The organism is Streptomyces sp. NPDC029674, from assembly GCF_044903205.1.
Classification (GTDB): domain Bacteria; phylum Actinomycetota; class Actinomycetes; order Streptomycetales; family Streptomycetaceae; genus Streptomyces.
This window is the reverse complement of sequence record NZ_JBJDPY010000002.1, coordinates 609,408-632,609: the sequence shown is the minus strand read 5'-3', so window position 1 is coordinate 632,609 and position 23,202 is coordinate 609,408. Positions and strand designations below refer to the sequence as shown.

Annotated in this window: 22 protein-coding genes; 15 read left to right on the top strand and 7 right to left on the bottom strand. The window is 70.8% G+C overall.

Going from position 1 to position 23,202, the window contains the following annotated elements:
* The first annotated feature begins 21 nt into the window (after positions 1 to 21).
* The gene (locus ACI2L3_RS06810) at positions 22 to 1,560 is read left to right on the top strand and encodes a class I adenylate-forming enzyme family protein (protein WP_404751222.1); all 1,539 of its coding nucleotides are present in this window, start codon (positions 22 to 24) and stop codon (positions 1,558 to 1,560) included.
* An 11-nt stretch (positions 1,561 to 1,571) separates the two neighbouring features.
* Here the strand turns inward: ACI2L3_RS06810 and ACI2L3_RS06805 are convergent, their stop codons facing one another.
* Positions 1,572 to 2,576, bottom strand: a complete 1,005-nt coding sequence (locus tag ACI2L3_RS06805; protein WP_404751221.1) for a glycosyl hydrolase — start codon at positions 2,574 to 2,576, stop codon at positions 1,572 to 1,574.
* 200 nt (positions 2,577 to 2,776) lie between these two features.
* Here ACI2L3_RS06805 and ACI2L3_RS06800 point away from each other — a divergent pair, with 200 nt between their 5' ends.
* On the top strand, positions 2,777 to 3,802 hold the full coding sequence (locus ACI2L3_RS06800; protein WP_404751220.1) for a LacI family DNA-binding transcriptional regulator: 1,026 nt from the start codon (positions 2,777 to 2,779) through the stop codon (positions 3,800 to 3,802).
* A 2-nt stretch (positions 3,803 to 3,804) separates the two neighbouring features.
* Here ACI2L3_RS06800 and ACI2L3_RS06795 read toward each other — a convergent pair whose 3' ends face one another.
* Positions 3,805 to 4,392, bottom strand: a complete 588-nt coding sequence (locus ACI2L3_RS06795) for a hypothetical protein (RefSeq protein ID WP_404751219.1) — start codon at positions 4,390 to 4,392, stop codon at positions 3,805 to 3,807.
* A 156-nt stretch (positions 4,393 to 4,548) separates the two neighbouring features.
* Here ACI2L3_RS06795 and ACI2L3_RS06790 point away from each other — a divergent pair, with 156 nt between their 5' ends.
* A complete protein-coding gene (locus ACI2L3_RS06790; protein WP_404751218.1) occupies positions 4,549 to 5,199 on the top strand; it encodes a hypothetical protein in 651 nt (216 codons plus the stop codon).
* Between the two features lie 37 nt (positions 5,200 to 5,236).
* On the opposite strand, the gene ACI2L3_RS06785 is transcribed toward ACI2L3_RS06790, so the two are convergent.
* Complete coding sequence (locus ACI2L3_RS06785) at positions 5,237 to 5,695, bottom strand: carboxymuconolactone decarboxylase family protein (RefSeq protein WP_404751217.1); 459 nt, start codon at positions 5,693 to 5,695, stop codon at positions 5,237 to 5,239.
* 96 nt (positions 5,696 to 5,791) lie between these two features.
* On the opposite strand from ACI2L3_RS06785, the gene ACI2L3_RS06780 reads away from it, so the two are divergent.
* Together ACI2L3_RS06780 and ACI2L3_RS06775 are read left to right on the top strand one after the other, a co-directional pair.
* Entirely contained in the window at positions 5,792 to 6,679 is an 888-nt protein-coding gene (locus ACI2L3_RS06780) for a sigma-70 family RNA polymerase sigma factor (RefSeq protein WP_404751216.1), read from the top strand.
* A 176-nt stretch (positions 6,680 to 6,855) separates the two neighbouring features.
* Positions 6,856 to 8,490, top strand: coding sequence for an FAD-dependent oxidoreductase (locus ACI2L3_RS06775; RefSeq protein ID WP_404751215.1), 1,635 nt, complete (start codon positions 6,856 to 6,858; stop codon positions 8,488 to 8,490).
* Positions 8,491 to 8,536: 46 nt separating this feature from the next.
* Here the strand turns inward: ACI2L3_RS06775 and ACI2L3_RS06770 are convergent, their stop codons facing one another.
* Entirely contained in the window at positions 8,537 to 9,709 is a 1,173-nt protein-coding gene (locus tag ACI2L3_RS06770) for a S1 family peptidase (RefSeq protein WP_404751214.1), read from the bottom strand.
* A gap of 383 nt (positions 9,710 to 10,092) precedes the next feature.
* Here ACI2L3_RS06770 and ACI2L3_RS06765 point away from each other — a divergent pair, with 383 nt between their 5' ends.
* From ACI2L3_RS06765 to ACI2L3_RS06735, 7 genes are all read left to right on the top strand, one after another.
* Positions 10,093 to 10,626, top strand: a complete 534-nt coding sequence (locus ACI2L3_RS06765) for a bacilysin biosynthesis protein BacA (protein ID WP_404751213.1) — start codon at positions 10,093 to 10,095, stop codon at positions 10,624 to 10,626.
* On the top strand, positions 10,623 to 11,882 hold the full coding sequence (locus ACI2L3_RS06760) for a DUF6421 family protein (RefSeq protein ID WP_404751212.1): 1,260 nt from the start codon (positions 10,623 to 10,625) through the stop codon (positions 11,880 to 11,882). Before ACI2L3_RS06765 ends, ACI2L3_RS06760 begins: the two co-directional genes overlap by 4 nt.
* A gap of 59 nt (positions 11,883 to 11,941) precedes the next feature.
* Complete coding sequence (locus ACI2L3_RS06755; RefSeq protein ID WP_404751211.1) at positions 11,942 to 12,397, top strand: nuclear transport factor 2 family protein; 456 nt, start codon at positions 11,942 to 11,944, stop codon at positions 12,395 to 12,397.
* Positions 12,394 to 13,329 carry a branched-chain amino acid aminotransferase gene (locus tag ACI2L3_RS06750; RefSeq protein ID WP_404751210.1) on the top strand — a complete coding sequence of 312 codons (936 nt, stop codon included), beginning with the start codon at positions 12,394 to 12,396 and terminating at the stop codon, positions 13,327 to 13,329. Before ACI2L3_RS06755 ends, ACI2L3_RS06750 begins: the two co-directional genes overlap by 4 nt.
* Complete coding sequence (locus ACI2L3_RS06745) at positions 13,326 to 14,018, top strand: AzlC family ABC transporter permease (protein ID WP_404751209.1); 693 nt, start codon at positions 13,326 to 13,328, stop codon at positions 14,016 to 14,018. The genes ACI2L3_RS06750 and ACI2L3_RS06745 overlap by 4 nt, the downstream gene beginning before the upstream one ends.
* Positions 14,015 to 14,338 (top strand): AzlD domain-containing protein, encoded by a 324-nt coding sequence (locus ACI2L3_RS06740; RefSeq protein ID WP_404751208.1) that lies wholly within the window; start codon positions 14,015 to 14,017, stop codon positions 14,336 to 14,338. The genes ACI2L3_RS06745 and ACI2L3_RS06740 overlap by 4 nt, the downstream gene beginning before the upstream one ends.
* Positions 14,339 to 14,457: 119 nt before the next feature.
* A complete protein-coding gene (locus ACI2L3_RS06735; protein WP_404751207.1) occupies positions 14,458 to 14,850 on the top strand; it encodes a VOC family protein in 393 nt (130 codons plus the stop codon).
* A 68-nt stretch (positions 14,851 to 14,918) separates the two neighbouring features.
* On the opposite strand, the gene acnA is transcribed toward ACI2L3_RS06735, so the two are convergent.
* Both acnA and ACI2L3_RS06725 read right to left on the bottom strand, forming a co-directional pair.
* Positions 14,919 to 17,633: an aconitate hydratase AcnA gene (gene acnA, locus ACI2L3_RS06730; protein WP_404751206.1), complete on the bottom strand. Its 2,715-nt coding sequence runs from the start codon at positions 17,631 to 17,633 to the stop codon at positions 14,919 to 14,921.
* A gap of 195 nt (positions 17,634 to 17,828) precedes the next feature.
* On the bottom strand, positions 17,829 to 18,488 hold the full coding sequence (locus ACI2L3_RS06725) for a CGNR zinc finger domain-containing protein (RefSeq protein WP_404751205.1): 660 nt from the start codon (positions 18,486 to 18,488) through the stop codon (positions 17,829 to 17,831).
* 785 nt (positions 18,489 to 19,273) lie between these two features.
* Here ACI2L3_RS06725 and ACI2L3_RS06720 point away from each other — a divergent pair.
* The 3 genes from ACI2L3_RS06720 to ACI2L3_RS06710 all read left to right on the top strand — a co-directional run bounded on the left by ACI2L3_RS06720 (position 19,274) and on the right by ACI2L3_RS06710 (position 22,574).
* Entirely contained in the window at positions 19,274 to 20,068 is a 795-nt protein-coding gene (locus ACI2L3_RS06720) for an MBL fold metallo-hydrolase (protein WP_404751204.1), read from the top strand.
* Positions 20,069 to 20,161: 93 nt separating this feature from the next.
* Positions 20,162 to 21,247: an LLM class flavin-dependent oxidoreductase gene (locus ACI2L3_RS06715; protein ID WP_404751203.1), complete on the top strand. Its 1,086-nt coding sequence runs from the start codon at positions 20,162 to 20,164 to the stop codon at positions 21,245 to 21,247.
* Between the two features lie 22 nt (positions 21,248 to 21,269).
* Complete coding sequence (locus ACI2L3_RS06710; RefSeq protein ID WP_404751202.1) at positions 21,270 to 22,574, top strand: MFS transporter; 1,305 nt, start codon at positions 21,270 to 21,272, stop codon at positions 22,572 to 22,574.
* Here the strand turns inward: ACI2L3_RS06710 and ACI2L3_RS06705 are convergent.
* Positions 22,523 to 23,200 carry a formylglycine-generating enzyme family protein gene (locus tag ACI2L3_RS06705; protein ID WP_404751201.1) on the bottom strand — a complete coding sequence of 226 codons (678 nt, stop codon included), beginning with the start codon at positions 23,198 to 23,200 and terminating at the stop codon, positions 22,523 to 22,525. The genes ACI2L3_RS06710 and ACI2L3_RS06705 overlap by 52 nt on opposite strands.
* Positions 23,201 to 23,202 lie beyond the last annotated feature (2 nt).

Sequence of the window (23,202 nt, the reverse complement as noted above, 5' to 3'; positions counted from 1 at the left end):
GGGACGGGCATCTGGCCAGGTATGTACGTCGAGCGCATCATCTCGCAGTGGGAACAGGACGAGGAAACAGAAGCCGTCGTCTGCGGCACGGTACGGCTCACGCGCGGGCAGGCCCGGCGCCAACTCTTCCAGCTCGGTCATGCGCTGCGCCGTCAGGGGCTCGCCCCGGGGGACGGCGTCGGGCTGTTCGTGGGGAACCGGGCGGAGACGGTGCTGCTGGTGTTGGCGGTGCACATGATCGGTTGCCGGGCGGTGATGATGCGTGTGGAGCCCGGCCCGGGGGAACTCGCCGCGTCCATCGACCGGTCGGGCGCCCGGGTCGTCGTCGTCGACTCCGCCTACGGGCAACAGGCCCGACAGGCCGTCGAACGCTGCACGAGTGAGCCGATCCTGTTGGGCCTTGGCGAGACGGGATCCGACGTCTTCGCGAATGTGCTGGCGCTCGCGGCACAGTGCCCGCAGGAGCGGCCCGAAGCGGCTCCGGCGCCCGGGACGAGCGACGTCGTCACCGTGCTCTACACCGGCGGCACCCTGGGTCGGCCGAAGCTCGCGGCATACGGACGGACGGCCTACGAGGTGATGACGGCGGGGGCCGACGCGGCACGTCTCCAGCAGCCGCCGGGCGGGGACCGAGCTCTCCTCGTGCCCCCCTTGACCCACATCGGCGGCCACCTGGTCATGCTGTACGCCTTGTTGACGGGCTCGGTATTGGTGGTTCTCCCGCGGTGGGAGGCGGACGCCGCCCGCACCGCACTGCGCGAGGAAGAGATCACCATCACGGCTCTGGCACCACCCATGCTCCACCAACTGCTGGACCATCCGCACTGCGGCCCCGGCGCCTTCCCGCATCTGCGACAGATCAACACTGGTGGGACGCCGATCGCGCCGAGCCGTCTGCGGCAGGTGGTCGCGACGTTCGGACCGATCATCTTCCAGGGCTACGGGCAGACCGAGTGCATGGCCATCACCTCCATGCCGCCCACCGACCTGCCCTCGCTCAGCGACATCACCTCCCCGCTGTGGCGCAGTTGCGGGCGTCCTCTTCCCGGCACGGATCTGGAGATCCGGGACGAGGACGGCGTGCCGCTGCCGCAGGGACAGGCCGGTGAGGTCTACGTCCGCAGCCCGGTGGTGATGCTGGGCTACTGGCAGGACCCGGTGCGTTCCGCGGAGGCGCTCGATACGGCCGGGTGGCTGCGCACCGGCGACATCGGATACCTGGACGAGGGCGGTCATCTGTATCTGGTCGACCGGTCGAAGGACGTCATCGTGACCGGCGCGACCAGCAACAACGTCTACAGCCGGGTGCTGGAGGACTTCCTGCAGACGCTGCCGGGCGTGCACCACGCCGCGGCCGTCGGCGTACCGGATGAATCCTTCGGCGAGAGAGTGAAGGTCTTCCTCACCCCCGCCGAGGGGATCGATGCCGACGCTGTGGCTGAGGCGGTCACCGCGGAGCTCGGGCCGCTGTACACGCCGCACGAGACGGTGCTGCTGCCGTCACTACCCATGACTCCGATCGGGAAAGTCGACAAGAAGGCGCTGCGCCGGAGCAGCTAGACCGGCCCGTGTCAGGGCAGCCTGACCTCCCCCTGGTTGAGAACACGCGGCAGGAAGTAGGCCGTCTGGATCTCGGCGTTGGTGTTGTTGCCGCGCAGCTGCTCCGACCAGATCATGAAGTACGACCAGTTCGGCTGGCTGTTGAGCAGGGACGCCGTGGGGACCTTGCCCATCTCCGCCAGGGCCATCGGCTTGCTGCCCGCTATGCCGCGCAGCTGGCTGTAGTCGGCGGCGCTCGGGTGGTTCTTGTACCAGACGTCGAGGGACGCGACGTCGACGTAGTTGTCACCCGGGTAGTAGTTCGCCCAGCCGCCCGCGGGGTTGTCCTGGACGTTCCACACCCAGATGAGGTTGTCCAGGCCCTTGCCCACCAGGTAGTCGCGTGTGATCCGGTACAGCTTCCGGCTGCCGTTCGCACCCGGGCGGTTGCCCCACCAGTTCCACGACTCGTTCATCTCGTGCAGCGGGCGGAACAGGACGGGGACGCCCGCCGACTTGAGCTGCTGGAGGTAGGGCACCGCCTCGTCGAGGCGGCGCTTCCAGGCGTTGTTCAGCGCCGTGCCGTCGGTGACGGTCTGCGCGAACTGCGCGTCGGTGATCCGCGACTTGACGCCGCCCTCGAAGGCACAGGAACTGCCCGTCGTGGGCGGACACACGTGCCAGGTCAGCGTCACCAGCGAGCCGTTGTTCCACTCCGTCCTCGCCTGGTCGATCACCCGCTGCCGGTTGGCGACGTCGACGGCGTTGAACATCAGGTCGCCGCCCCACAGGCCCGGATACTGCCCGGTGATGTCCTTGACCTGCTGGGTGTACTGGCCCGGGTTGGACGCGGGCTCCTTGTTGTGCTGACCGGACACGATGTTCGAGCCGGTGACGGAACGGAGGTAGTTCAGGACCTGCTGCTTGTTGCCGGCGGGGAACGCCTGGGCCTCCGGAGTGGCGGAGGGCACCGTCAGCAGTGCGGCCACGGCCGCCAGTGAGGTCAGACAGAGCGCGGTGAGGCGGGTTCTGCGCATGGGTGTCTCCTGAATCGGTCGGTGAAACCGGTTGGCCGCACACTCTGCACAGCGTGGACAACGTTGTCTAGACGCCTGGCAAATTAAGCAATGGTTCAGTAAAGCCAGCCGGTCAGAAGCCGGACAACCCGCTTTCCGTACGGGAGAAATGCTGAACCGGTCCATGGACAGGGCGCGGAACCGGGCTCTACTTTGTCGGGATGAAGCAGCGGCTGACGATCAGGGACGTCGCGGAGCGCGCCGGAGTGTCGCGGGCCGCCGTGTCGCTGGCCTTCAACGACAAGCCGGGCGTCTCCGAGGCGACCAGGGCCCGCATCCTGGAGGTCGCCCGCTCCATGGGCTGGGAGCCGAACCTCTCGGCGCGGGCGCTCAGCAAGCGGGGCGCCGGCACGATCGGGCTCGCCGTCAAGCGGCCCGCGCGCCAACTCGGCCTGGAGCCCTTCTACATGGAGTTCATCTCGGGCCTGGAGAGCGTGCTGTCCGACAGGTCGAGCGCGCTGCTGCTCCGCCTGGTGAAAAGCCTCGACGAGGAGATCGAGCTCCAGCGCCACTGGTGGCGGTCGGGGCAGATAGCGGGCTCGGTCCTGGTCGACTTCCGTGAGCACGACCCCCGCGTGCCGGTGCTCGCCCAGCTCGGACTGCCCGCGGTCGCCGTCGCCCACCCCTCGCTGACCGGCCACTTCCCCTCGCTCTGGACCGACGACACGACGGCCGTCACCGAAGCGGTGCGCTATCTCGCGGCGCTCGGCCACCGGTCCATCGCCCGGGTGGGCGGCGCGGCCGAGCTCGGACACAGCGCGATCCGGCGGGCCGCCTTCACCGCGGCCATGGCCGGCCTCGGCCTTCCCGAAGGGCCGCAGCCGGCCACGGACTTCTCCGGCGAGGCGGGGGCGCGCGCCACGCGCTCCCTGCTCACCGCCGTGCACCGGCCCACCGCGATCATCTACGACAACGACCTCATGGCCGTCGCCGGGCTCTCGGTCGCCGCCGAGATGGGGCTGCGGGTGCCCGCCGACCTCTCCCTCCTCGCCTGGGACGACTCACAGCTCTGCGAGCTGACCCACCCGACGCTCTCGGCGATGACGCACGACGTCCACGCCTTCGGGGCCGATGTCGCCCGCGCGCTGTACGAGGTTCTCGCGGGCCGGCGGACGGTGACCCGCCAGGTCCCGACACCGACGCTGACCCCGCGGGGGTCCACCGGCCCTCCGCCACGGCAGGGCTGAACTCAGCTCGCCGGGGACTTCGTGGCCGAGATCACCTGGCAGGAGTAGACGAGCCGGTCGTTCGTGCTGTGCGAGGTGTGCACCGTGACGGACCGGTCGCCGCCCGCGGCGACCGTCACCGTCTCGAACCGGGAGCCGATGCTCTTGCTCGCGACGGCGGAGTTCGGGTACATGCCGACCTTGAACTGCACCGTGAAGTTGTACCGGTAGGCGAAGTCGGACGACGCGTTCTGGATGTCGACGTCGTAGTTGATGCGGCCCGCGGAGCGGTCGTAGCTGCAGTTCTCACCGATCACCTCGCTGAGCGCGTTCGCGTTGTACGACGGCAGCGCGGTGGGAGTGGAGCTGCTGCCGCCGTAGCCGCCGCCGGAGGAGGTGCCGGGGGCGCTGGGCAGCCCGCTGGGCGGGCTCAGCGTGAGCGACGGAGTCGGCATGCCTGTCGGTATGCCCGTAGGCATGCCCGTCGGCATCGCGGGCGCGTCACCGAGGCCGCCGAAGGCCTTGTCCTCCGGATTGTCGGTGCAGCCGGAGAGGACGACGGTGGCGGTGAGAGCGAGAGTGGCGGCGCCGACGGCGCGACGGACACGCATGTGATGATCCCCCGAAAACAGAATGCGCGAGAACTGCAGATGGTTGTTTGCAAGGCGAAGAGCCCGGGGCAGGCTACCGGATCGCGCCATGTTGGTACTTTGAGCCGCTCGCACACTCATGCGTGGGAACGCATTCACCATCGGGGGAACCGAACCATGAACCAGCCCTGGCAGCCAAACACGCCGCACCCGCAGCAGCACAATCCGTACGGCCAGCCCGGACAGCCCGGCCAGCCGCCCATGCCGCAGCAGCCGGGGTACGGCTACCCGGCCCAGGCCCCGTACCCGCCCCAGCAGCCGATGCAGCCCATGCAGCCCGGCTACCCGTACCCGTACGCCCCGGGCTTTCCGCCGCCCGGCGCGGGCAGTCCGGCCAAGGCCTTCTTCCTCGGCCTGCTCGTCGCGGGCGGCCTCGGGGTCGTCTACGCGGGCATCCTGCTCGCCTCGCACGAGGATCTGTCCCGCACGGGCCTCCAGGCCAGCTATCTCGTCGTGGCGGCCCTGCTCGCGGTGGGCGTGGGCGCGGTCGTGGGCCGCACCGGCGGCCGCGGGGCCGGACCGCACGTCTGGGCCGCCGTCCTGGCCGCACTGGGCGCGTACTTCGGCGTCGCCAACGGCTATGTGTTCACCCTGCTCGACGCCGGCGGCACGGACCTGCTCGAGGCGATGCTGGAGCACGAGCCCATGGCTCCCCACAAGTTCTGGTGGAACCGCCTCAACGAAGGCGTCGCCCTGGTGGGTCTCGTCGTGGCAGCGGGCGGCGCCTTCGGCATGGCCAACCTGATCAGCAAGAAGCAGCCGCACTAGTCGACCCCGGCAAGGGCGTGCGGTGCGGCCGGGCCGGTCAGCCCCAGGTCTGACCGGCCGGTTCCCTGACCGTGCGGTTGAGCCGGTTGAAGAAGTTGGTCAGCGCGATCTCCAGGTTGAGCGCGCCGATCTGCTCCTCGGTGAAGTGGGCGTTCACTTCGTCCCAGACCTCGTCCGTGACGCCCTCCGCACCGTCCTGCAACCGCGTGGCGCCCTCGGCCAGCGCCAGTGCCGCGCGCTCCGCGTCGGTGTAGAACGGCGCCTCGCGCCACGCGACCACGTTGTGCAGCCGATCGTCGGTCTCGCCGGCCTTCTTTCCTCCGGCCACGGCGGCGTAGACGCACGCCGAGCAGCCGTTGATCTGGCTGGCGCGCAGGTGGACCAGCGTGAGCAGCTTCGGGTCGACGCCGCCCGCGCCGATCGCCTTGTGGAGGTGCTGGATCGCGGTCCACAGGTCGGGGTTGTGCGTGCTCTTGTTCTTGAGTCGGTTTTCCATGGGGAGTGCTCCGTTTCATCGGGATGCCGTCTGGTTACGTTCCGGGGCTCGTGCCCGTCACCCCTATGACGGAGCAGCTTCCAGAGAGGTAACAACATGTCCGGCACCCAGCCCACGGATTCGATAGCGGCCGCCTTCGAGGCCCATCGCGACCGGCTCAGAGCCGTCGCCCATCGCGTACTCGGATCGCACGCCGACGCGGAGGACGTGGTCCAGGAGGCGTGGTTGCGGCTCTCCCGGCAGGACGCCGAGACCATCGACAACCTGGGCGGCTGGCTGACCACCGTGGTCGGCCGCATCAGTCTCGACGTCCTGCGGTCCGGCCGGAGCCGCCCGCAGGTTTCCCTCGACGACCAGCTGTCGGAGTACACGGTGACGCTCGACGACGCGCCCGCTCCGGATGAGGTCGTGGCACTCGGGGACTCCGTCGGCCTCGCGCTCCTCACGGTCCTCGACTCGCTGCGTCCGGACGAGCGGCTCGCGTTCGTGCTGCACGACGTGTTCGCCGTGCCGCACGGGGAGATCGGCACCATCCTCGGCAAGTCCGCCGACGCGACCAAGATGCTCACCAGCCGCGCCCGCAGGAAGGTGCGCACCGCCCAGCGGCCCGCCCGGCAGCCGGAGAGCGCGGGACCGCAGCAACGTGAGGTGGTGCGGGCCTTTCTGGCCGCGGCGGGCGACGGGCAGTTCGAGCAGCTGCTTCAAGTACTGCACCCCGAGGTGAAGTTCACCGTCCACACCCCGGACGGCCCGTTCGTCACGCTCGGGGCCACCGAAGTCGCCACCCGCGCGCGTGTGGCCCGCAGCATGGCGCGGGCACATGCGGTCACCGTCAACGGTCACCCCGGCGTCATCGCCTGGAGCGAGGACGGCACCCCGGTCTCCCTGCTCGCCTTCACCGTCGCCGACGGCCGCATCACCGAGATGACCGCCGTGGTCGACCCGGCCGCACTCGCGGGGATGGACCTGCCGGCCCCGGTGTGACGTCTCCGAACGCAGGAACATGGTGGCCGGAAAGCGCTCCGTCTGCGGGGCGACCCCTAAGGGGTACGTCTGCACCCTGCGCAGCACACGTCGCTTGGCCACACGGTGGATGACTCGGGTCACACCCGCCGTGATGGTGGTGGGTCACCCACACCTCACCGTTCGGGGGACGACCCATGACAGAGCGACGATCCGATGCAGCACCCGCCCCGACCCGCAGGCGCGTGCTCGCCGCCACGGCGGCGGGTGGCGCGGCGGCGTTGGCGGGACCGGCCCTCCTGCCCGTCGACACAGCGGCCGCCGCAGCCGGTGCGCCCACCGACCCCATCCGTCCCGGCGACCCCCGCTACCTCTCCCTCACCCAACGCGGCTGCAACGGCCGGTTCATCGGCAAGCCCGACTACTACCGCGTGGTGCACTCCACCGCCGAGGTCGTCGACGCCGTGCAGCGTGCCGTGCGCGAGGGCAGGCGCATCGCCGTACGCAGCGGCGGCCACTGTTTCGAGGACTTCGTCGACCACCCGGACATCAAGGCCGTCATCGACATGTCGCCGATGCGTGAGATCTCGTACGACGCCGGGCGGCGGGCCTTCTGCGTGGAGCCCGGCGCTCAGCTCGCCGAGGTGTACCGCGAGCTGTTCATCGGCTGGGGCGTGACCGTCCCGGCGGGCGCGACCGCCGAGGTCGGCATCGGCGGGCACGTCGTCGGCGGCGGCTACGGCGTGATGTCGCGGCGCGACGGCGTCTCCGTGGACCACCTGCACGCCCTCGAAGTCGTCGTCGTCGACGAGGACGGCACCGCGCGAGCCGTCATCGCCGAGCGCGACCCCGACACGCCGCACCACGACCTGTGGTGGGCGCACACCGGCGGAGGCGGCGGCAACTTCGGTGTCGTGACGCGCTACTGGTTCCGCAGCCCGGACGCGAAGGGCGACGATCCGACGAAGCTGCTGCCGCCGGCGCCCGCCTCGTTCCTCGCCTTCCGGGCCGGCTGGACCTGGAAGGACCTCGACGCGCGGGACTTCAGGACCCTCATGCGCAACCACGGGCAGTGGTGCGAGCGCAACAGCGACCCCGGCACGCCGTACGCGAACCTGTTCAGCGTGCTGATGGTCAACACCACCCAGGCGGCGGGCTCCGGCGCCGTCCTGGCCGGTGTCATCGACGCGGCGGTGCCGGGCGCGCGGCGGCTCGTGGACGACTACATCGCCGCCGTCGGCCGGGGTGTCGGCGCCCAGCCCGCGATCCGCAGGCCGCCGCTGTCGTGGCTGAACGCACTGACCTCCATCACGGACACCAGGTCCTCGCCGTTCAAGGTCAAGAGCGCGTACCTGCGGAAGACCTTCACCGACCGGCAGATCGACGTCCTGCACGAACACCTGCGGCCGTCCGACGACCCGGCCGAGCGCATCAGCGGCACGCTCTGGCTCGTCGCGTACGGCGGCGCCGCCCGCAAGGTCGCCCCCGACGCCACGGCCGTCGCCCAGCGCGACTCGATCCTGAAGGCCGTCTACATGGCGGGCTGGGACGCGGAGACGCAGGACGGCACCCGCGAGACCGAGTGGGTGCGCTCGCTGTACCGCGGGGTGTACGCCGACAGCGGCGGCGTACCGGTGCCGGGCGCCGTCAGCGACGGCGCGTTCATCAACTACCCGGACGCGGACCTCGCCGACCCGGAGCAGAACACGTCGGGCGTGCCCTGGTACACGCTCTACTACAAGGACAACTACCCGCGCCTGCAACGGGTGAAGGCGAAGTACGACCCGCGCGACGAGTTCCGGCACCGGCTGTCGATCCGGCCCGCACGGTAACGAGCCTGGTGCGCCCGGCAGTTGATCGCGCCGGGCGCACCTCGGGTCACGCGGTGTGCAGCCGCAGCCCGTACCGCTGAAGGATCTCGTTCACCGGCTGGAACCACGTCTCGCCACCGCTGCTGCAGTTGCCCCAGCCGCCGGACGTCACGCCCTGCGCCTGGTCGCCGCTGATGAACGAGCCGCCCGAGTCGCCGCCCTCGGCGCAGACACTGGTCTTGGTCAGCTGGCGGACGACGGCGCCGCCCGAGTAGTTGACCGTCTCGTTCTTGGCGAGCAGGGTGCCGCAGTGCCACTTCGTGGTCGAGCCGGAGCGGCAGATCGACGAGCCGACCGGCGCCTCCGCCGAGCCGCGCACCAGCCGGTCGGGGATGGCGCCCCAGCCGAGCACGACCGGCACGGTCCACCAGCCGTTGCCCACGGACACCCACGCGTAGTCGTTGTCCGGGAACGAAGAGCCCTGGAACGAACCGATGTTGGAGCCGTCCCAGCCGCGCACGCCCGCGCCCACGCCGCCGCAGTGCCCGGCCGTGACGAAGCCGCCGTGCACCGAGAAGCCGATGGAGCAGCGGACGTTGCCGGTGTAGTAGGGGTCGCCGCCGACGGTTCCGGCGGCGAAGGTGCTCGGGCCCTCCGGGACGGTGTCCACGCGCAGGGGGGCGGTGGCGCGGGCGCGCTTCAGGAAGGAGGTGACATCGTTGTCGGCACGGTGGCCCTCGACGACGTCGACGACGACGCGGTTCGCTCGCGGGTCGACCCGCCAACTGGCCACGCCCTTAGGGGCCTTGAGCTTGTCGACGCGCTTCTTCGCCGCGTCCAGCTGCGCGGCGCCGTGCTCGACGAACCGGACGTCGGCGCCGGTCTCGCGTACGTCGGCGGCGGCCCGTCGCTCGGTCACCGCGACGGTGAGCCGGCCGCGCCCGGCGTCGAACCACGACCCGCCGTACGCCGCACCGGCGGCCTTCCGCGCGGCGCGCTCGGTCTTGCCGGCCTGCTTCTCGTCGGCGAGCCGCTCGCGCGCGGCGGCGGGCGACAGGCCGAGGTCGCGCTGCATCGCCTGGAGAAGACCGTGGGAAGCAGGCGCCTTTCCGGAGCCGGAGGAGGTGGAGGAGGTGGTGCCCGGGTCGGCGGCTGCGGCGGGGACGAGCCCGGTGCCGACACAGGCGGTCGCCAGAAGTAACGCGGACAGGCCGATACGTGTGCTGGTCTTGCGTCTCACAGGGGGACCTCTCGTCGTTCCAACAGGGGCGTGGTGGACCAGAGTTGCGAGGAACCGCAAGGAGTGAGAGCGCTCTCACTCTTTGGTGCGGCCGAGCCTAGAGAGCCCACGCGGACAAGTCCAGGCCGCCCCGCGCCACATACCGGCCGTTCCGCCCGCCGACGACGCCCCTCTCCGATCTCGCTCCTGACCTCGCTGTTCCTGTGTCAATTGCTGGATTTGATCGGTGCCGAACAGCCGAAATCCAACCCTCAACCGGCCGGTCCTGTGGTCTAGGCTCCCGGTGGCGAGCACCGCGCTCGCAGGCTATGTCGCATCACCACGGCAAGATAATTCCAGGAGGAGTAATGCCGGGGGAATCAGAGAACGACAAAAGCCCTTCCATGAACCAGGTCCGCCATCTCCATACGCTGGGGCCGACCGGAACCAACCTTGAATCCGCGGCCCATATGTGGCTGGACCGGCGCAGGCTGACGGACGACGGCTCCGTGATGCTGCACTCCTCGCTGGAATCCGCGATGGAGACCGCGCCCCGCACGGGCGAACACGCCCTGGTCGCCTGCGCCGTCTATCCGTACCTGCACACGCTCGTCTTCGAGAACCTCCTCGCCTGCCGGATGATCGACACGTTCCTGGCACCCACCCACGCCATGGTGCTCGCGGCAGGGCCGGACGCGCCCCCCGAGCCGCACACGGTCTCCACCCACCCCGCTCCGGCCAGTCTCGTACCGCAGGGCAGCGAGCGGCATCTGGTGAACAGCAACTCCCAGGCAGCGATCGACTGCGCCGCCGGCAAGACCGAGGGCTGCATCACCACCATCGTCGCGGCGCGGGCCCACGGCCTGCGCATAGTCCGCGACTTCGGCCCTGTCCCCATGGTCTACACCATCCACCAGGTCCTCGAGGCCGCCCGATGAGCGGTCGGCACCACCTCGCCGACGAGCTGCGCGGCGAGGCACAGCGGCTCGGACGGACGCTGATTCCGCTGATCGACACCTTCCGCACCCGGCAGGAGGACGACGGAACCGTCGCCCTGCCGACCGATGACGAGATCCGCCTGCTGCGGTCGGTGCAGGCGGAGGGCGCCCGCTGGTTCACCGAACACGGCCGGGCCGCCCAGGCGGCCGCCCTGGCCGCCGACATCGACGACTGGCTGACCGCCGGGCTCGACACCCCACCGCACTTCGCCCGCTCCAGGGACGCCCTCGCCGCTCCCGCCGACGGCGACTGGGCGGCCTTTCTCGCACCGGTGACGACCACCAACAGCACCCCGCCGGTCGGCAAGCGTCTCGAATTCTTCCTCGTCCGCAGAAAAGAACCCGACGCACTCGCCGAATTGGCCGTCCGCTACCCGCACCCGAAGAACAACTGCCAGGCCACAGTGCTCCTCGCGGGCACCGAAGGCATCGCCCGCGGCAACAGCATCGTCTTCTTCCCCGAGAACGTGGCGGCGCACGACAAGGTGGCCGACCAGGCGTATGCCATCTTCTTCTTCAGTAAATTCCGGAAGATCCACGAGGCCTTCGCGCTGCCCGCCGCACGGGCCGTCCTCACCGAGGACTCCCTGCCCCGCGCGTCCACCGGAATGGACCCGCACCACTGTTACCAGGCCCGCTCGATCTGGGGCTATCTCCACGACTACTTCCACCACCAGGGCCTGTGGCCGTTCGACCAGCACATCAAACTCAAGATGAATTGGTTCGTCGGACTCCTCGAAGAGATCAAGGTGGACGCCAAGACCGCGCTCGCCTGCCACGAGGACGCCATTCCCTACGCCGACGAGCAGATCGACATGATTCTGCTGGAGCGGATGTTCCGCTATCCCCTGGACGCCCGTGCCGTACGCAACTTCGACGCGGGCACCGGCGTGTTCCTCTTCTCCTGGCTGCGCCGCCTCGGCGCCATCACGGACGAGAACGGCCGGCTGCGGCTCCACCGCGACCGGGTCTTCGACGGGCTGCGGGAGCTGGTCGACGCGGTCGAGGTCATGGAGGCCAAGGTCGGTACACCGGCGGAGTACCGCACGGCTGCCAAGGCTTTCGTACGCGCGTATCTGCCGGAAGGCGCCGCGGGCGACCGCTATGCGTTCACCGACGACCAGCGCGCTCTCACCCGGGCCCGGGAAAGCCTCGCGGCACTCCCCCCGCTCGGATTCGAACCGGCGGAGCTGTGAGGCACCAAGACCTCACCGGCGGACCGGAACCCTCAACGACAAAGGAGCTGCAGAGGCCTATGGCCATCGACGAAAAGGGCGTCAAGGCCTTGGACCGGGACGCACTGGAAGCGGCGGTGCGCCTGTACTTCGAGGCGTGCAACAAAGTCGACCCCGATCTCTTCGCTCAGTGTCTCTCCGAGCGGGTCGTGCACTATCTCGCGAAGGGCATGCACGGGCCGATCCACGGCATCGCCCCGGTCGTGGAGCGCTGGGGCGCCGACGTGCGCGCCAACTCCTCGTACTGGGTGGTGGACGCCGTCTACGCCGACGAACGCACCCGTACCGCCGTCTGCGAATGGACGGGCGTCAAACCGGGCCTGCGCAAGGTGCTGCGCGGCACCGAGATCTACCGTTTCGACGACGCCGGCCTCATCGACGAGATCCGCATCTACTACGCCTCCCGGCGCGACGACAGCAATGAGGCCAATGAGCTGGAGGGATTTCCCTACCGCGAGCGGGGGTTCGCGACATGAGCCACAACGGCGCGCTGCTTCCGGACGCGCCACTGGACGACCGCGACGGCCTCATCTGGTTCGACGGGGAGCTGGTGCCCTGGCGCGAGGCCCGGCTGCACGTCCTCAGCCACGGACTGCACTACGCCAGCAGTGTCTTCGAGGGTGAGCGGGCCTACGCCGGCCGGGTCTTCAGACTCCACGACCACAGCGAAAGGCTCATCGCCTCCGCACGCGAGCTGGGCTTCGAACTCCCCTACAGCGCAGCCGACTTGGACGCCGCCACCCGCGAGGTCGTCCGGCGATCGGGCATCACGGACGGCTACGTCCGCCCGGTCGCCTGGCGCGGCAGCCACAACCTGCGGCTCGCCTCGGGCGACATCCCCGTGCACGTGGCCATCGCCGCCTGGCCCTGGCCGGACGTCTTCGCTCCCGGGGCCCGGCTGCACGGCATCCGCCTCGGCACCTCACGCTGGCGCCGCCCCTCGCCGCACACCGCGCCCGTACGCGCCAAGGCCGCCTCCCTGTACGCGGTCAGCACCCTCGCCGCGCACGAGGCCGAGGCGGCCGGCTTCGACGACGCGCTGCTCCTCGACCACCGCGGCCTGCTGGCCGAGGCCACCGGCGCGAACCTCTTCCTGGTCCTCGGCCGGGAGTTGCACACGCCGGTGCCGGACTGCTTCCTCGACGGCATCACCCGCCGTACGGTCATCGAGTCCGCTCGCGACCTCGGCATCACGGTCGTCGAGCGCCACATCGAACCGGGCGAACTCGCCGGCGCGACGGAGGTGTTCCTGACCGGCACCGCCTATGAGGTGCAGCCGGTGGCGTCCGTCGACGGCCTGGAGTTCACGGTCGGCGAGGTCACCACCGCGCTGGTGAAGGCGTTCGGGCAGGCAGTGGCGCGGGACGCGGAGATCCACGACGCCGCCGCGGCGGGCACTGCCGGATGACCGCTGCCGAATCCGGCCGGACGCCGCCCGATCAGCGCGACGCCTGGAGTGCGGGCGCGAAGGCCGCCGTGCCGTTCACCGTGGCGATCTTCGCGTTCGGCATCTCCTTCGGCGTGCTCGCCAAGGGGGCGGGCTTCTCCGCCCTCGCCGCGAGCTCGATGTCCGGCCTTGTCTTCGTGGGCTCCTCCCAGTTCGCCGCCGTCTCCGTCATCGTCAACGGCGGTGGCTGGGCCGCGGCCGTGGCCGCGGGCACCCTCCTGAACCTGCGCTACCTCGTCATGGGCTTCGCCATCCTGCCCGCGCTGCGCGGCGGCCGGGCACGCCGCGCCGTCGAGTCCCAGCTGGTCATCGAGGAGTCCTGGGCCATCGCCAGCGACGCCGACGGACACTTCGACCGGGTGCGGCTGCTCTCCTCGGGGGTGGTGCTCTGGCTCGGCTGGGTCGCGGGCACGCTGGTGGGGGCGGTCGGCCCGTTCAGAGCCGTGGACATCCTCAACTACGGCCTGGACGCCGTCTCCCCGGTGCTCTTCTTCCTGCTGCTCGCGCCCCATCTGGGGACGGCACGCAAACGGTCGGCGGCCGCCACCGCCGTCGCCGGCGCCGTCGTGCTCACGGCCATGGCGGTGCCGGACGCCGCCATCGCGGTGGCCTGTGTGATCGCCGTCGTGTGGACCTGGAGGAGCCGATGAGCAGCACCCCGTGGATCGTGGTCGGCGCCCTGGTGGTGACCACGTTCCTCATCAAGGGCACCGGATCGCTCGTCATGGGCGACCGCGAACTGCCCGCCTGGTTCCCGCGCTTCGTGGAACACCTGACACCCGCCTTGCTCGCGGTGCTCGTGGTCACCCAGCTCGTGGGCTCGGCGGGCGCACACGGCATGACCTTCGACGCCCGCCTCGCGGGCTTCGCGGCAGCACTCGTGGCCTGGCGCCTCAAGGCCCCCGTACCGGCCATCGTCCTCATCGCCGCCGCGAGCACGGCGGGCGTACGCGCACTGGGCATCGGTTAGCCTCTCCAGCACCTTCTGCCGGTCGGCGTACCTGCCGTAAGATCCACGGCGGCATCGCGTGTCGGTCACCGGCCGGGTGAGGCATGGAGGTGCCGGGACATGCCTGTTGGAGGCATTCCTTGTCGGTACAGCTGAATCACACGATCATTCACTCCCGGGACAACCGGGAGTCGGCGGAGTTCTTCACGGACCTGTTGGGCCTTGAAATCGCCGCCGAGTGGGGCCCGTTCATCGCGGTGGCCCTGTCCAACGGAGTCACCCTCGACTTCGCGACCATCCCCCCGGAGCACATCACCCCGCAGCACTACGCCTTCCTCGTCTCGGGGGCGGAGTTCGACGCGGCGTACGACAAGATCCGGGCGCGCGGCATCCGGTACTGGGCCGACCCGCACCAGAAGCAGCCGGACGAGATCAACCGCAACGACGGCGGCAAGGGCGTCTACTTCCTGGACCCGTCGAGCCACGCGATGGAACTGATCACGGTCCCGTACGGCGGGTGGCCGCAGAAGTAGCCGGATGCGGCGAGGGCCGCACCCCGTACGAAACGGGGTGCGGCCCTCAACTACTGCGTGCCGTGAGCCTACTTGCGGATCAGGCTGCGCAGCACGTACTGCATGATGCCGCCGTTGCGGTAGTAGTCCGCCTCACCGGGCGTGTCGATGCGGACGACCGCGTCGAACTCGACACCGGTGTCGGTGGTGACCTTGACCGTGCGCGGGGTCGAGCCGTTGTTCAGCTCGGTGACGCCGGAGAAGGAGAAGGTCTCCTCACCCGTGAGGCCGAGGGAAGAGGCGGTCCGGCCCTCCGGGTACTGGAGCGGCAGGACGCCCATGCCGATGAGGTTCGAGCGGTGGATGCGCTCGTACGACTCGGCGATGACGGCCTTGACGCCGAGGAGCGCGGTGCCCTTGGCGGCCCAGTCGCGGGACGAGCCGGAGCCGTACTCCTTGCCCGCGAGGACGACGAGCGGGATGCCCTGCTCGATGTAGTTGCGCGAGGCGTCGTAGATGAACGAGACCGGCGCGTCCTCCTGCGTGAAGTCACGCGTGAAGCCGCCCTCGGTGCCCGGCGCGATCTGGTTGCGCAGGCGGATGTTCGCGAACGTGCCGCGAATCATGACCTCGTGGTTGCCGCGGCGCGAGCCGTACGAGTTGAAGTCGCGGCGCTGCACGCCGTGCTCCGTCAGGTACTTGCCAGCCGGGGTGTCGGCCTTGATCGCACCGGCCGGGGAGATGTGGTCGGTGGTGACCGAGTCGCCCAGCTTGGCGAGGACGCGGGCGCCCGTGATGTCGGAGACCGGGGTGGTCTCCATCGTCATGCCCTCGAAGTACGGGGGCTTGCGGACGTACGTCGACTCGGTGTCCCACTCGAAGGTGTTGCCGGTCGGGATCGAGAGCGACTGCCACTGCGCGTCACCCGCGAAGACGTCCTGGTAGGACTTGTTGAACATGTCCTCGCCGATGGAGTTGGCGACGACGTCGTTCACCTCGGCCTCGGAGGGCCAGACGTCCTTGAGGTAGACCGGGTTGCCGTCCTGGTCGACACCGAGCGCCTCGGTCGTGATGTCGATCTTCATCGAGCCGGCGAGGGCGTACGCGACGACCAGCGGCGGGGACGCCAGGTAGTTCATCTTGACGTCGGGGTTGATGCGGCCCTCGAAGTTCCGGTTGCCGGAGAGGACGGACGTCACGGCCAGGTCGTGGTCGTTGACGGCCTTCGAGACCTCCTCGGGCAGCGGGCCCGAGTTGCCGATGCAGGTGGTGCAGCCGTAGCCGACGAGGTTGAAGCCGACCTTGTCGAGGTACGGGGTGAGGCCCGCCTTGTCGAAGTAGTCGGTGACGACCTTCGAGCCCGGGGCGAGGGTGGTCTTGACCCACGGCTTGCGGGTCAGGCCCTTCTCGACGGCCTTCTTCGCGACGAGCGCGGCGGCGACCATCACGTACGGGTTCGAGGTGTTGGTGCAGGAGGTGATGGCCGCGACCGTCACCGCGCCGTGGTCCAGCTCGTACGTCGAGCCGTCGGGGGCGGTCACGAGGACCGGGTTCGACGGGACGCCGTTCGTGGTGGCCGGGGCGTCGGAGGCCGGGAAGGACTCCTTGCCCGCCTCGTCCACGCTGTCCACGTAGTTGCGGACGTCGATCTTGAACTGCTCGGCGGCGTTGGCGAGGACGATGCGGTCCTGCGGACGCTTCGGGCCGGCGATGGAGGGGACGACCGTGGAGAGGTCCAGCTCCAGCTTCTCGGAGAAGTCCGGCTCGGCGGCCGGGTCCAGCCAGAGGCCCTGCTCCTTGGCGTACGCCTCGACGAGCGCGACCTGCTGCTCGTCACGGCCGGTCAGGCGCAGGTACTTCAGCGTCTCGTCGTCGATCGGGAAGATCGCGGCGGTCGAGCCGAACTCGGGCGACATGTTGCCGATGGTGGCGCGGTTCGCGAGGGAGGTGGCGGCGACGCCCTCACCGTAGAACTCGACGAACTTGCCGACGACACCGTGCTTGCGCAGCATCTCGGTGATGGTCAGCACCAGGTCGGTGGCGGTGGTGCCGGCGGGCAGCTCACCGGTCAGCTTGAAGCCGACGACGCGCGGGATGAGCATGGAGACCGGCTGGCCCAGCATCGCGGCCTCGGCCTCGATGCCGCCGACGCCCCAGCCCAGGACGCCCAGGCCGTTGACCATCGTGGTGTGCGAGTCGGTGCCGACGAGGGTGTCGGGGTAGGCCTGGCCGTTGCGGACCATGACCGTACGCGCCAGCTTCTCGATGTTGACCTGGTGCACGATGCCGGTGCCCGGCGGGACGACCTTGAAGTCGTCGAACGCGGTCTGGCCCCAGCGCAGGAACTGGTAGCGCTCCTTGTTGCGGCCGTACTCCAGCTCGACGTTCTGGCCGAAGGCCTCCGCGGTGCCGAACTTGTCGGCGATGACGGAGTGGTCGATGACCAGCTCGGCCGGGGAGAGCGGGTTGACCTTCGCCGGGTCGCCGCCGAGCTCCTTCACGGCCTCACGCATGGTCGCCAGGTCCACGACGCACGGGACGCCGGTGAAGTCCTGCATGATCACGCGGGCCGGGGTGAACTGGATCTCCTGCGACGGCTGTGCCTGGGAGTCCCAGTTGCCGAGCGCGCGGATGTGGTCGGCGGTGATGTTCGCGCCGTCCTCGGTGCGGAGAAGGTTCTCCAGCAGCACCTTCAGGCTGTAGGGAAGGCGTGCGGAGCCCTCGACCTTGTCCAGCTTGAAGATCTCGTACGACTCGTCGCCCACGCGCAGCGTGCTGCGGGCGTCGAAGCTGTTCGCCGACACGACAGTCTCCTTCAGATTTTTTCGCGCGTTCCGTACATCCTGCCGCCACGACTCCTCGTCGGTCCGCTAAGGTAAGGCTTAGTTAGGTAACCCTTACCGAGTGGCGGCTTCTGGTGCGCCTCGGCAGATATCTCGATGTCGAGATAACTCTAGTACATCACCCCTGGGTACGACGAGGCGCGCCCGCATGCCCGCTTACTCCGCCGTGCGGCGGGCGTAGGCGCGGGCGGCGCGTACGCGGTCGCCGCAGCGGGTCGAGCACCACTGGCGGCGCCCGTGCTTGAGCAGGAAGCGGTTGCAGGGCGGGGAGGCGCAGGCGGTCAGGCGGGCGGCGTCGGGGGACGTGAGCAGGTCGGCGGCGTCGGCGGCGATGACCGCGAGGGCGTGCTCGACGATCGCGGTGGTGGGGTGGGGGGCGGCGCGGTAGGGGCCGGTCTTCTCGTCCCACGCCAGCAGGGACGCGGTCGGGACGCGGGTCATCGCGTCGTTGACCGCCTTGACGGCGGCGGGGAGGGCGGGCTGCCCGGCGGCGCGGGAGGCCAGCAGCGACCTGATCTGCTCGCGCAGCGAGCGCAGCTGCGTCGCGCACACCTCCGCGAGGCCGGCGCCGGCCGGGGCGAGGTCGCGCCGCGTCAGCCACAGTTCGGCTAGCGCCGGGCTTCCCAGGAGATCGGCCGTGTGCCCGCCGGGCAGGGCGACGGCGCTGTTCGCCAGGGCGAGGGCGGGATACGCGTCCTCACCCGGCGCGGCCGGAAGGACGACTCCTCCCGCACCCTCTTCCGGGACCTCCGCCGCGGCCTGCTCCGCAGCTTCTCCCGCGGGTCCTCGTGCGGCTTCTCCTGCAGCTTCCTTCATGGCCTCTTCCATAACTTGCTCCGCGGCTTGTTCCGCGGCTTGTTCCGCGGCCCCGCCCTGCGGATTCTTCCTCGGCTTGCCCCGCGAGCTCTCCCGCGGCTTGTTCCGCGGCCCCGCCCTGCGGATTCTTCCTCGGCTTGACCCGCGAGCTCTCCCGCAGCTTGCCCCGCGGCCTCTCCCGCGGCTTGCCCCGTGGGCCCTCCCGCGGCTTGCCCCGCGGCCTCTCCCGCGGCTTGTTCTGCGGCCCCGCCCTGCGGATTCTTCCTCGGCTTGCCCCGCGAGCTCTCCCGCAGCTTGCCCCGCGGCCTCTCCCGCGGCTTGCCCCGTGGGCCCTCCCGCGGCTTGCCCCGCGGCCTCTCCCGCGGCTTGTTCTGCGGCCCCGCCCTGCGGATTCCTCCTCGGCTTGCCCCGCGACCTCTCCCGCGGCTTGTTCTGCGGCCCCGCCCTGCGGATTCCTTCTCGGCTTACCCCGCGACCTCTCCCGCGGCTTGTTCGCGGCCCCGCCCTGCGGATTCTTCCTCGGCTTACCCCGTGAGCCCTCCCGCGGCTTGCCCCGTGGGCCCTCCCGCGGCTTGCCCCGTGGGCCCTCCCGCCGGCTTGCCCCGTGGGCCCTCCCGCGGCTTGTTCCGCGGCCTCTCGCCGCGGCTTGTTCCGCGGCCCCTGTCGCGGTCCCTTCCGTCGCGAACCCTCCCACGCTTCTCATGGTACGGGTTGCGTTTATCCGTGAGGCATGCGTACTGTCGTATCACGGTTAACACGCACTCTATCCGTGAGGAACCCTTCTCGTGTCTTCCCCGAACCCGCAGACCGCCCCGTTCCCCGTACGCGTCTTCGGTGGCCCCACCGCCCTCTTCGACTACGGCGGCCTGCGCTTTCTTACCGATCCGACCTTTGACGGGCCCGGTGACCACGGGGCGCCGGCCGTCATGCTGACCAAGACGGCGGCCGCCGCCGGCAGCCCGGCCGAGCTCGGCCGCGTCGACGTCGTGCTGCTCTCGCACGACGAGCACGCCGACAACCTCGACACCTCCGGCCGTGCCCTGCTCGCCGACGTCCCGCTGACGCTCACCACCCCCGGCGGCGGGGAGCGTCTCGGGGAGGCGGCCACCGGTCTCGCCGACTGGCAGTCCGTCGAGCTGGAGCGCCGGGACGGCGGACCCGGCACGGTCACCGTGACCGGCGTGCCCGCCATCCACGGCCCCGGCCCGCGCGAAGAGGTCGAGCCGATCTGCGGCGAGGTCGTCGGGTTCGTCCTGACCGGCGAGGGCCTGCCCACCGTCTACGTCAGCGGTGACAACGCCTCCCTCGACGCGGTCAGGGACATCGCCGAGCGCTTCGCCCCGGTGGACACGGCCCTCCTCTTCGCCGGAGCGCCCCGCTTCACCGAAGTCTTCGACGGCGGGCTGATCGTCCTGGACAGCGCCCAGGCCGCCGAGGCCGCGAAGATCCTCGACGCCGGCCGCGTGGTCCCCGTCCACTACGACAGCTGGGCCCACTTCACCGAGGGCCGCGACGAGCTCGTCGACGCCTTCGCCGCCGCCGGTCTCACCGACCGCGTGGACTTCGGCGTCCGCGGCTGACCCACGCCCGCTGAGCACAGGGGCCGGGCGCCGGTCGGCGCCCGGCCCCTCCCTCACCACCGAAGGACCGCACCACCGAAGGACCGCACCACCATGACCGACCCGATCCGCGGCACCCGCCACGGCTCCGCCCCCGCCGCCCTGTCCGTACTGGACTCCGCCATGACCGGCACCGGCCAGACCGCCGCACAGGCGCTGGCCGGCAGCATCGAACTCGCCCGGCTCGCCGACCGGCGCGGCTTCACCCGCTACTGGATGAACGAGCACCACGCCATGCCCGGCGTCTCCACCTCCAGCCCGCCCGTCCTGCTGGCCCGGCTCACCGCGGAGACCAGCAGGCTGCGGCTCGGCGCGGGCGGGATCATGCTGCCCAACCATCCGCCGCTGGTCGTCGCCGAACAGTTCGGCATGCTGGACGCCCTCGCCCCCGGCCGCGTCGACCTGGGCCTGGGCCGCGCCCCGGGCACCGACCACGCCACGGCCGCCGCCCTGCGCCGCGGCGCGAGCGACGCCGAGGACTTCCCCCAGCAGGTCCTCGAACTGCTGCACTTCCTCGGCGACGACTTCCCGGCCGACCACCCCTACGCCGACCGTGTGTACGCCGTGCCGGGGCCCGCCCAGGACCGGCTCAACGGCGTCACTCCGCCCGCCGGCCGCCTGCCGGTGTGGCTGCTCGGCTCGTCCGGCTACTCGGCGCGGCTCGCCGCCCGGCTCGGCCTGCCGTTCGCCTTCGCCGCGCACTTCAACCCGCGCGACGTCGTGGCCGCCCTGCGTCTGTACCGCGAGCGGTTCACTCCGTCCGAGGCCCTTGCCGAGCCGTACGCACTGGTCAGCTTCACCGTCGCGGCGTCCGACGACGAGCGGGAGGCCCGCCGCCAGGCCGACACCCTCGCGCACGCCATGCTCCGCATGTTCCAGCGCAAGTCCTACCTGCTGCCGTCCCCCGAGGAAGTGGACGCCCACCCCTACGACGCCCAGGAACGCCAGGCCGTCGACAGCTGGCTGCACCACGTCCCGCACGGCACCCCCGCGCAGGTCACCGCCCACCTGAACCAGGTCCAGCGGGACTCCGGCGCCGACGAGCTCATGATCGGCGGCGTCGGCCACTCCATCCAAGCCAGGCTGCGCTCCATCGAGCTGATCGCCGACGCCTACGGCATGCCCGACAGCCCGCACTGACGCACCCGAAAGTACGACCCCCATGGCCCACCTGCCCCGCACCCCCGCCCGCACCCCGCCCGCCACCGCCTCCGCGCCCGCCCCCGCCATATCCGCGGTGCAGAAGCGCACTCTGACCGTGCTGCTCGTCTCCCAGGTCCTCAGCGGTGTCGGCCTCGCCGCCGGTGTCACCGTCGCCGGTCTCCTTGCCGGACAGATGCTTCACAACACCTCGCTGTCCGGGCTGCCCATCGCCCTGCTCACCGCGGGGTCCGCCGGTGCCGCCGTCGTCATCGGGCGCGTCTCCCAGCGCCTCGGCCGCCGCCCCGGGCTGGCAGCCGGATACCTCACCGGCGCCGTCGGTGGTGCCGGTGTCGTCGTCGCGGCCGCGCTCGGCAGCCCCGCGCTGCTGTTCGTCTCCCTGTTCCTCTACGGCGCCGGCACCACGTCCAACCTCCAGGCCCGGTACGCGGGAGCCGACCTGGCCGCACCCCACCAGCGCGCCCGCGCCACCTCCACCGTCATCGTCGCCACCACCGCCGGCGGCATCGCCGGACCGCTGCTCGCCACCCCCGCCGGGCACCTCGCGACCGCGCTCCACCTGCCCGAGCTGACCGGCCTGTTCCTCTTCTCCACGGTGGCGTTCACGCTGGCCGCGCTCACCCTCCTCATATGGCTGCGCCCCGACCCGCTGGTGCTCGCCCGCACCCTGCCCGCGGCCTCGGCTCCCGAGGGGGCACCCGCGGGCTCCCCCGCCCGGTCGGGGCCCGGCCTGCTCGTCGGTGTCGTGGTCCTCGTGCTCAGCCAGCTCGTCATGGTCGCCGTGATGACCATGACCCCCATCCACATGCACGCCCACGGCTTCGGCACCGCCGCGTCCGGCCTGGTCATCGCCCTGCACACGGGTTCCATGTACCTGCCGTCACCACTGGCCGGCCGCCTCGTCGACCGGTTCGGCGCCACCGCGATGAGCGTGGTGACAGCCGGCACGCTGCTCGCCGCGGGAGTGACCGCCGCCCTCGCGCCCGGCCACTCCTTCGCCCTGATCACCGTCGCCCTCGTCCTGCTCGGCGTCGGCTGGAACTTCGGCCTGGTCACCGGCACCGCGATCGTCACCGACAGCACGCCCCTGGCCACCCGCGCCAAGGTCCAGGGACTGGTCGACGTGGCCATCGCCGTCGCGGGCGCCGTCGGCGGCCTGGCCTCCGGCATCGTCGCCGCCGCGACGAGCTACCCGATCCTCGCCGTCCTGTGCGGCGCCCTCGCCTTCGTGGCCGCGCCCGCGGCCATCGCGGCTCAGCGGACCGCTGAACGCGCCAGCCGGAAACCCACGTCGTCCACCCGGTAGCTCGGGTGGCTGCGGCGGCGGGCCGAAGAGCGGCAGCTCCAGTGTTCGTCGAACCAGCCGCCGCCGCGCAGCACACGGTACGAGCCGTAGACCTCGGCGTCGTAGACGTCCCAGCACCAGTCCCAGACGTTGCCGAGCATGTCGTACAGGCCCCACGCGTTGGGGCGTTTGCCGCCGACCTCGTGGAGGCGCTCGTCGGAATTGGCGCGGTACCAGGCGATCTCGTCGAGCGGGGCGTAGTGCGGGCCCGTGCTGCCCGCGCGGCAGGCGTGCTCCCACTCGGCCTCGGTGGGCAGCCGGTAGCCGTCGGCCGACTCGTCCCAGAGGATTTTTTCGGTCCCGTCGTCGAGGTGGTACGCGGGGGTGTGGCCGTCTCGCAGGGACAGCGCGTTGCAGAAGCGGACCGCGTCCCACCAGGAGACGCCCTCGACCGGCAACCGGTCCCCGTGCGTGGCGCCGGGCCGCTCGCCGGTGACCGCCGCGTACAGCCCCTGGGTGACGGGGAACGCCCCGAGCAGACAGGGCTCGACGTCCACCTGCCAGCTGCGCCGCGTCCGGCGGTCCGACAGTGTGACCCGTCCGGCCGGGACGGCGGTCATTTCCGGGGCCGGGCTGCTCGTCTCCATGA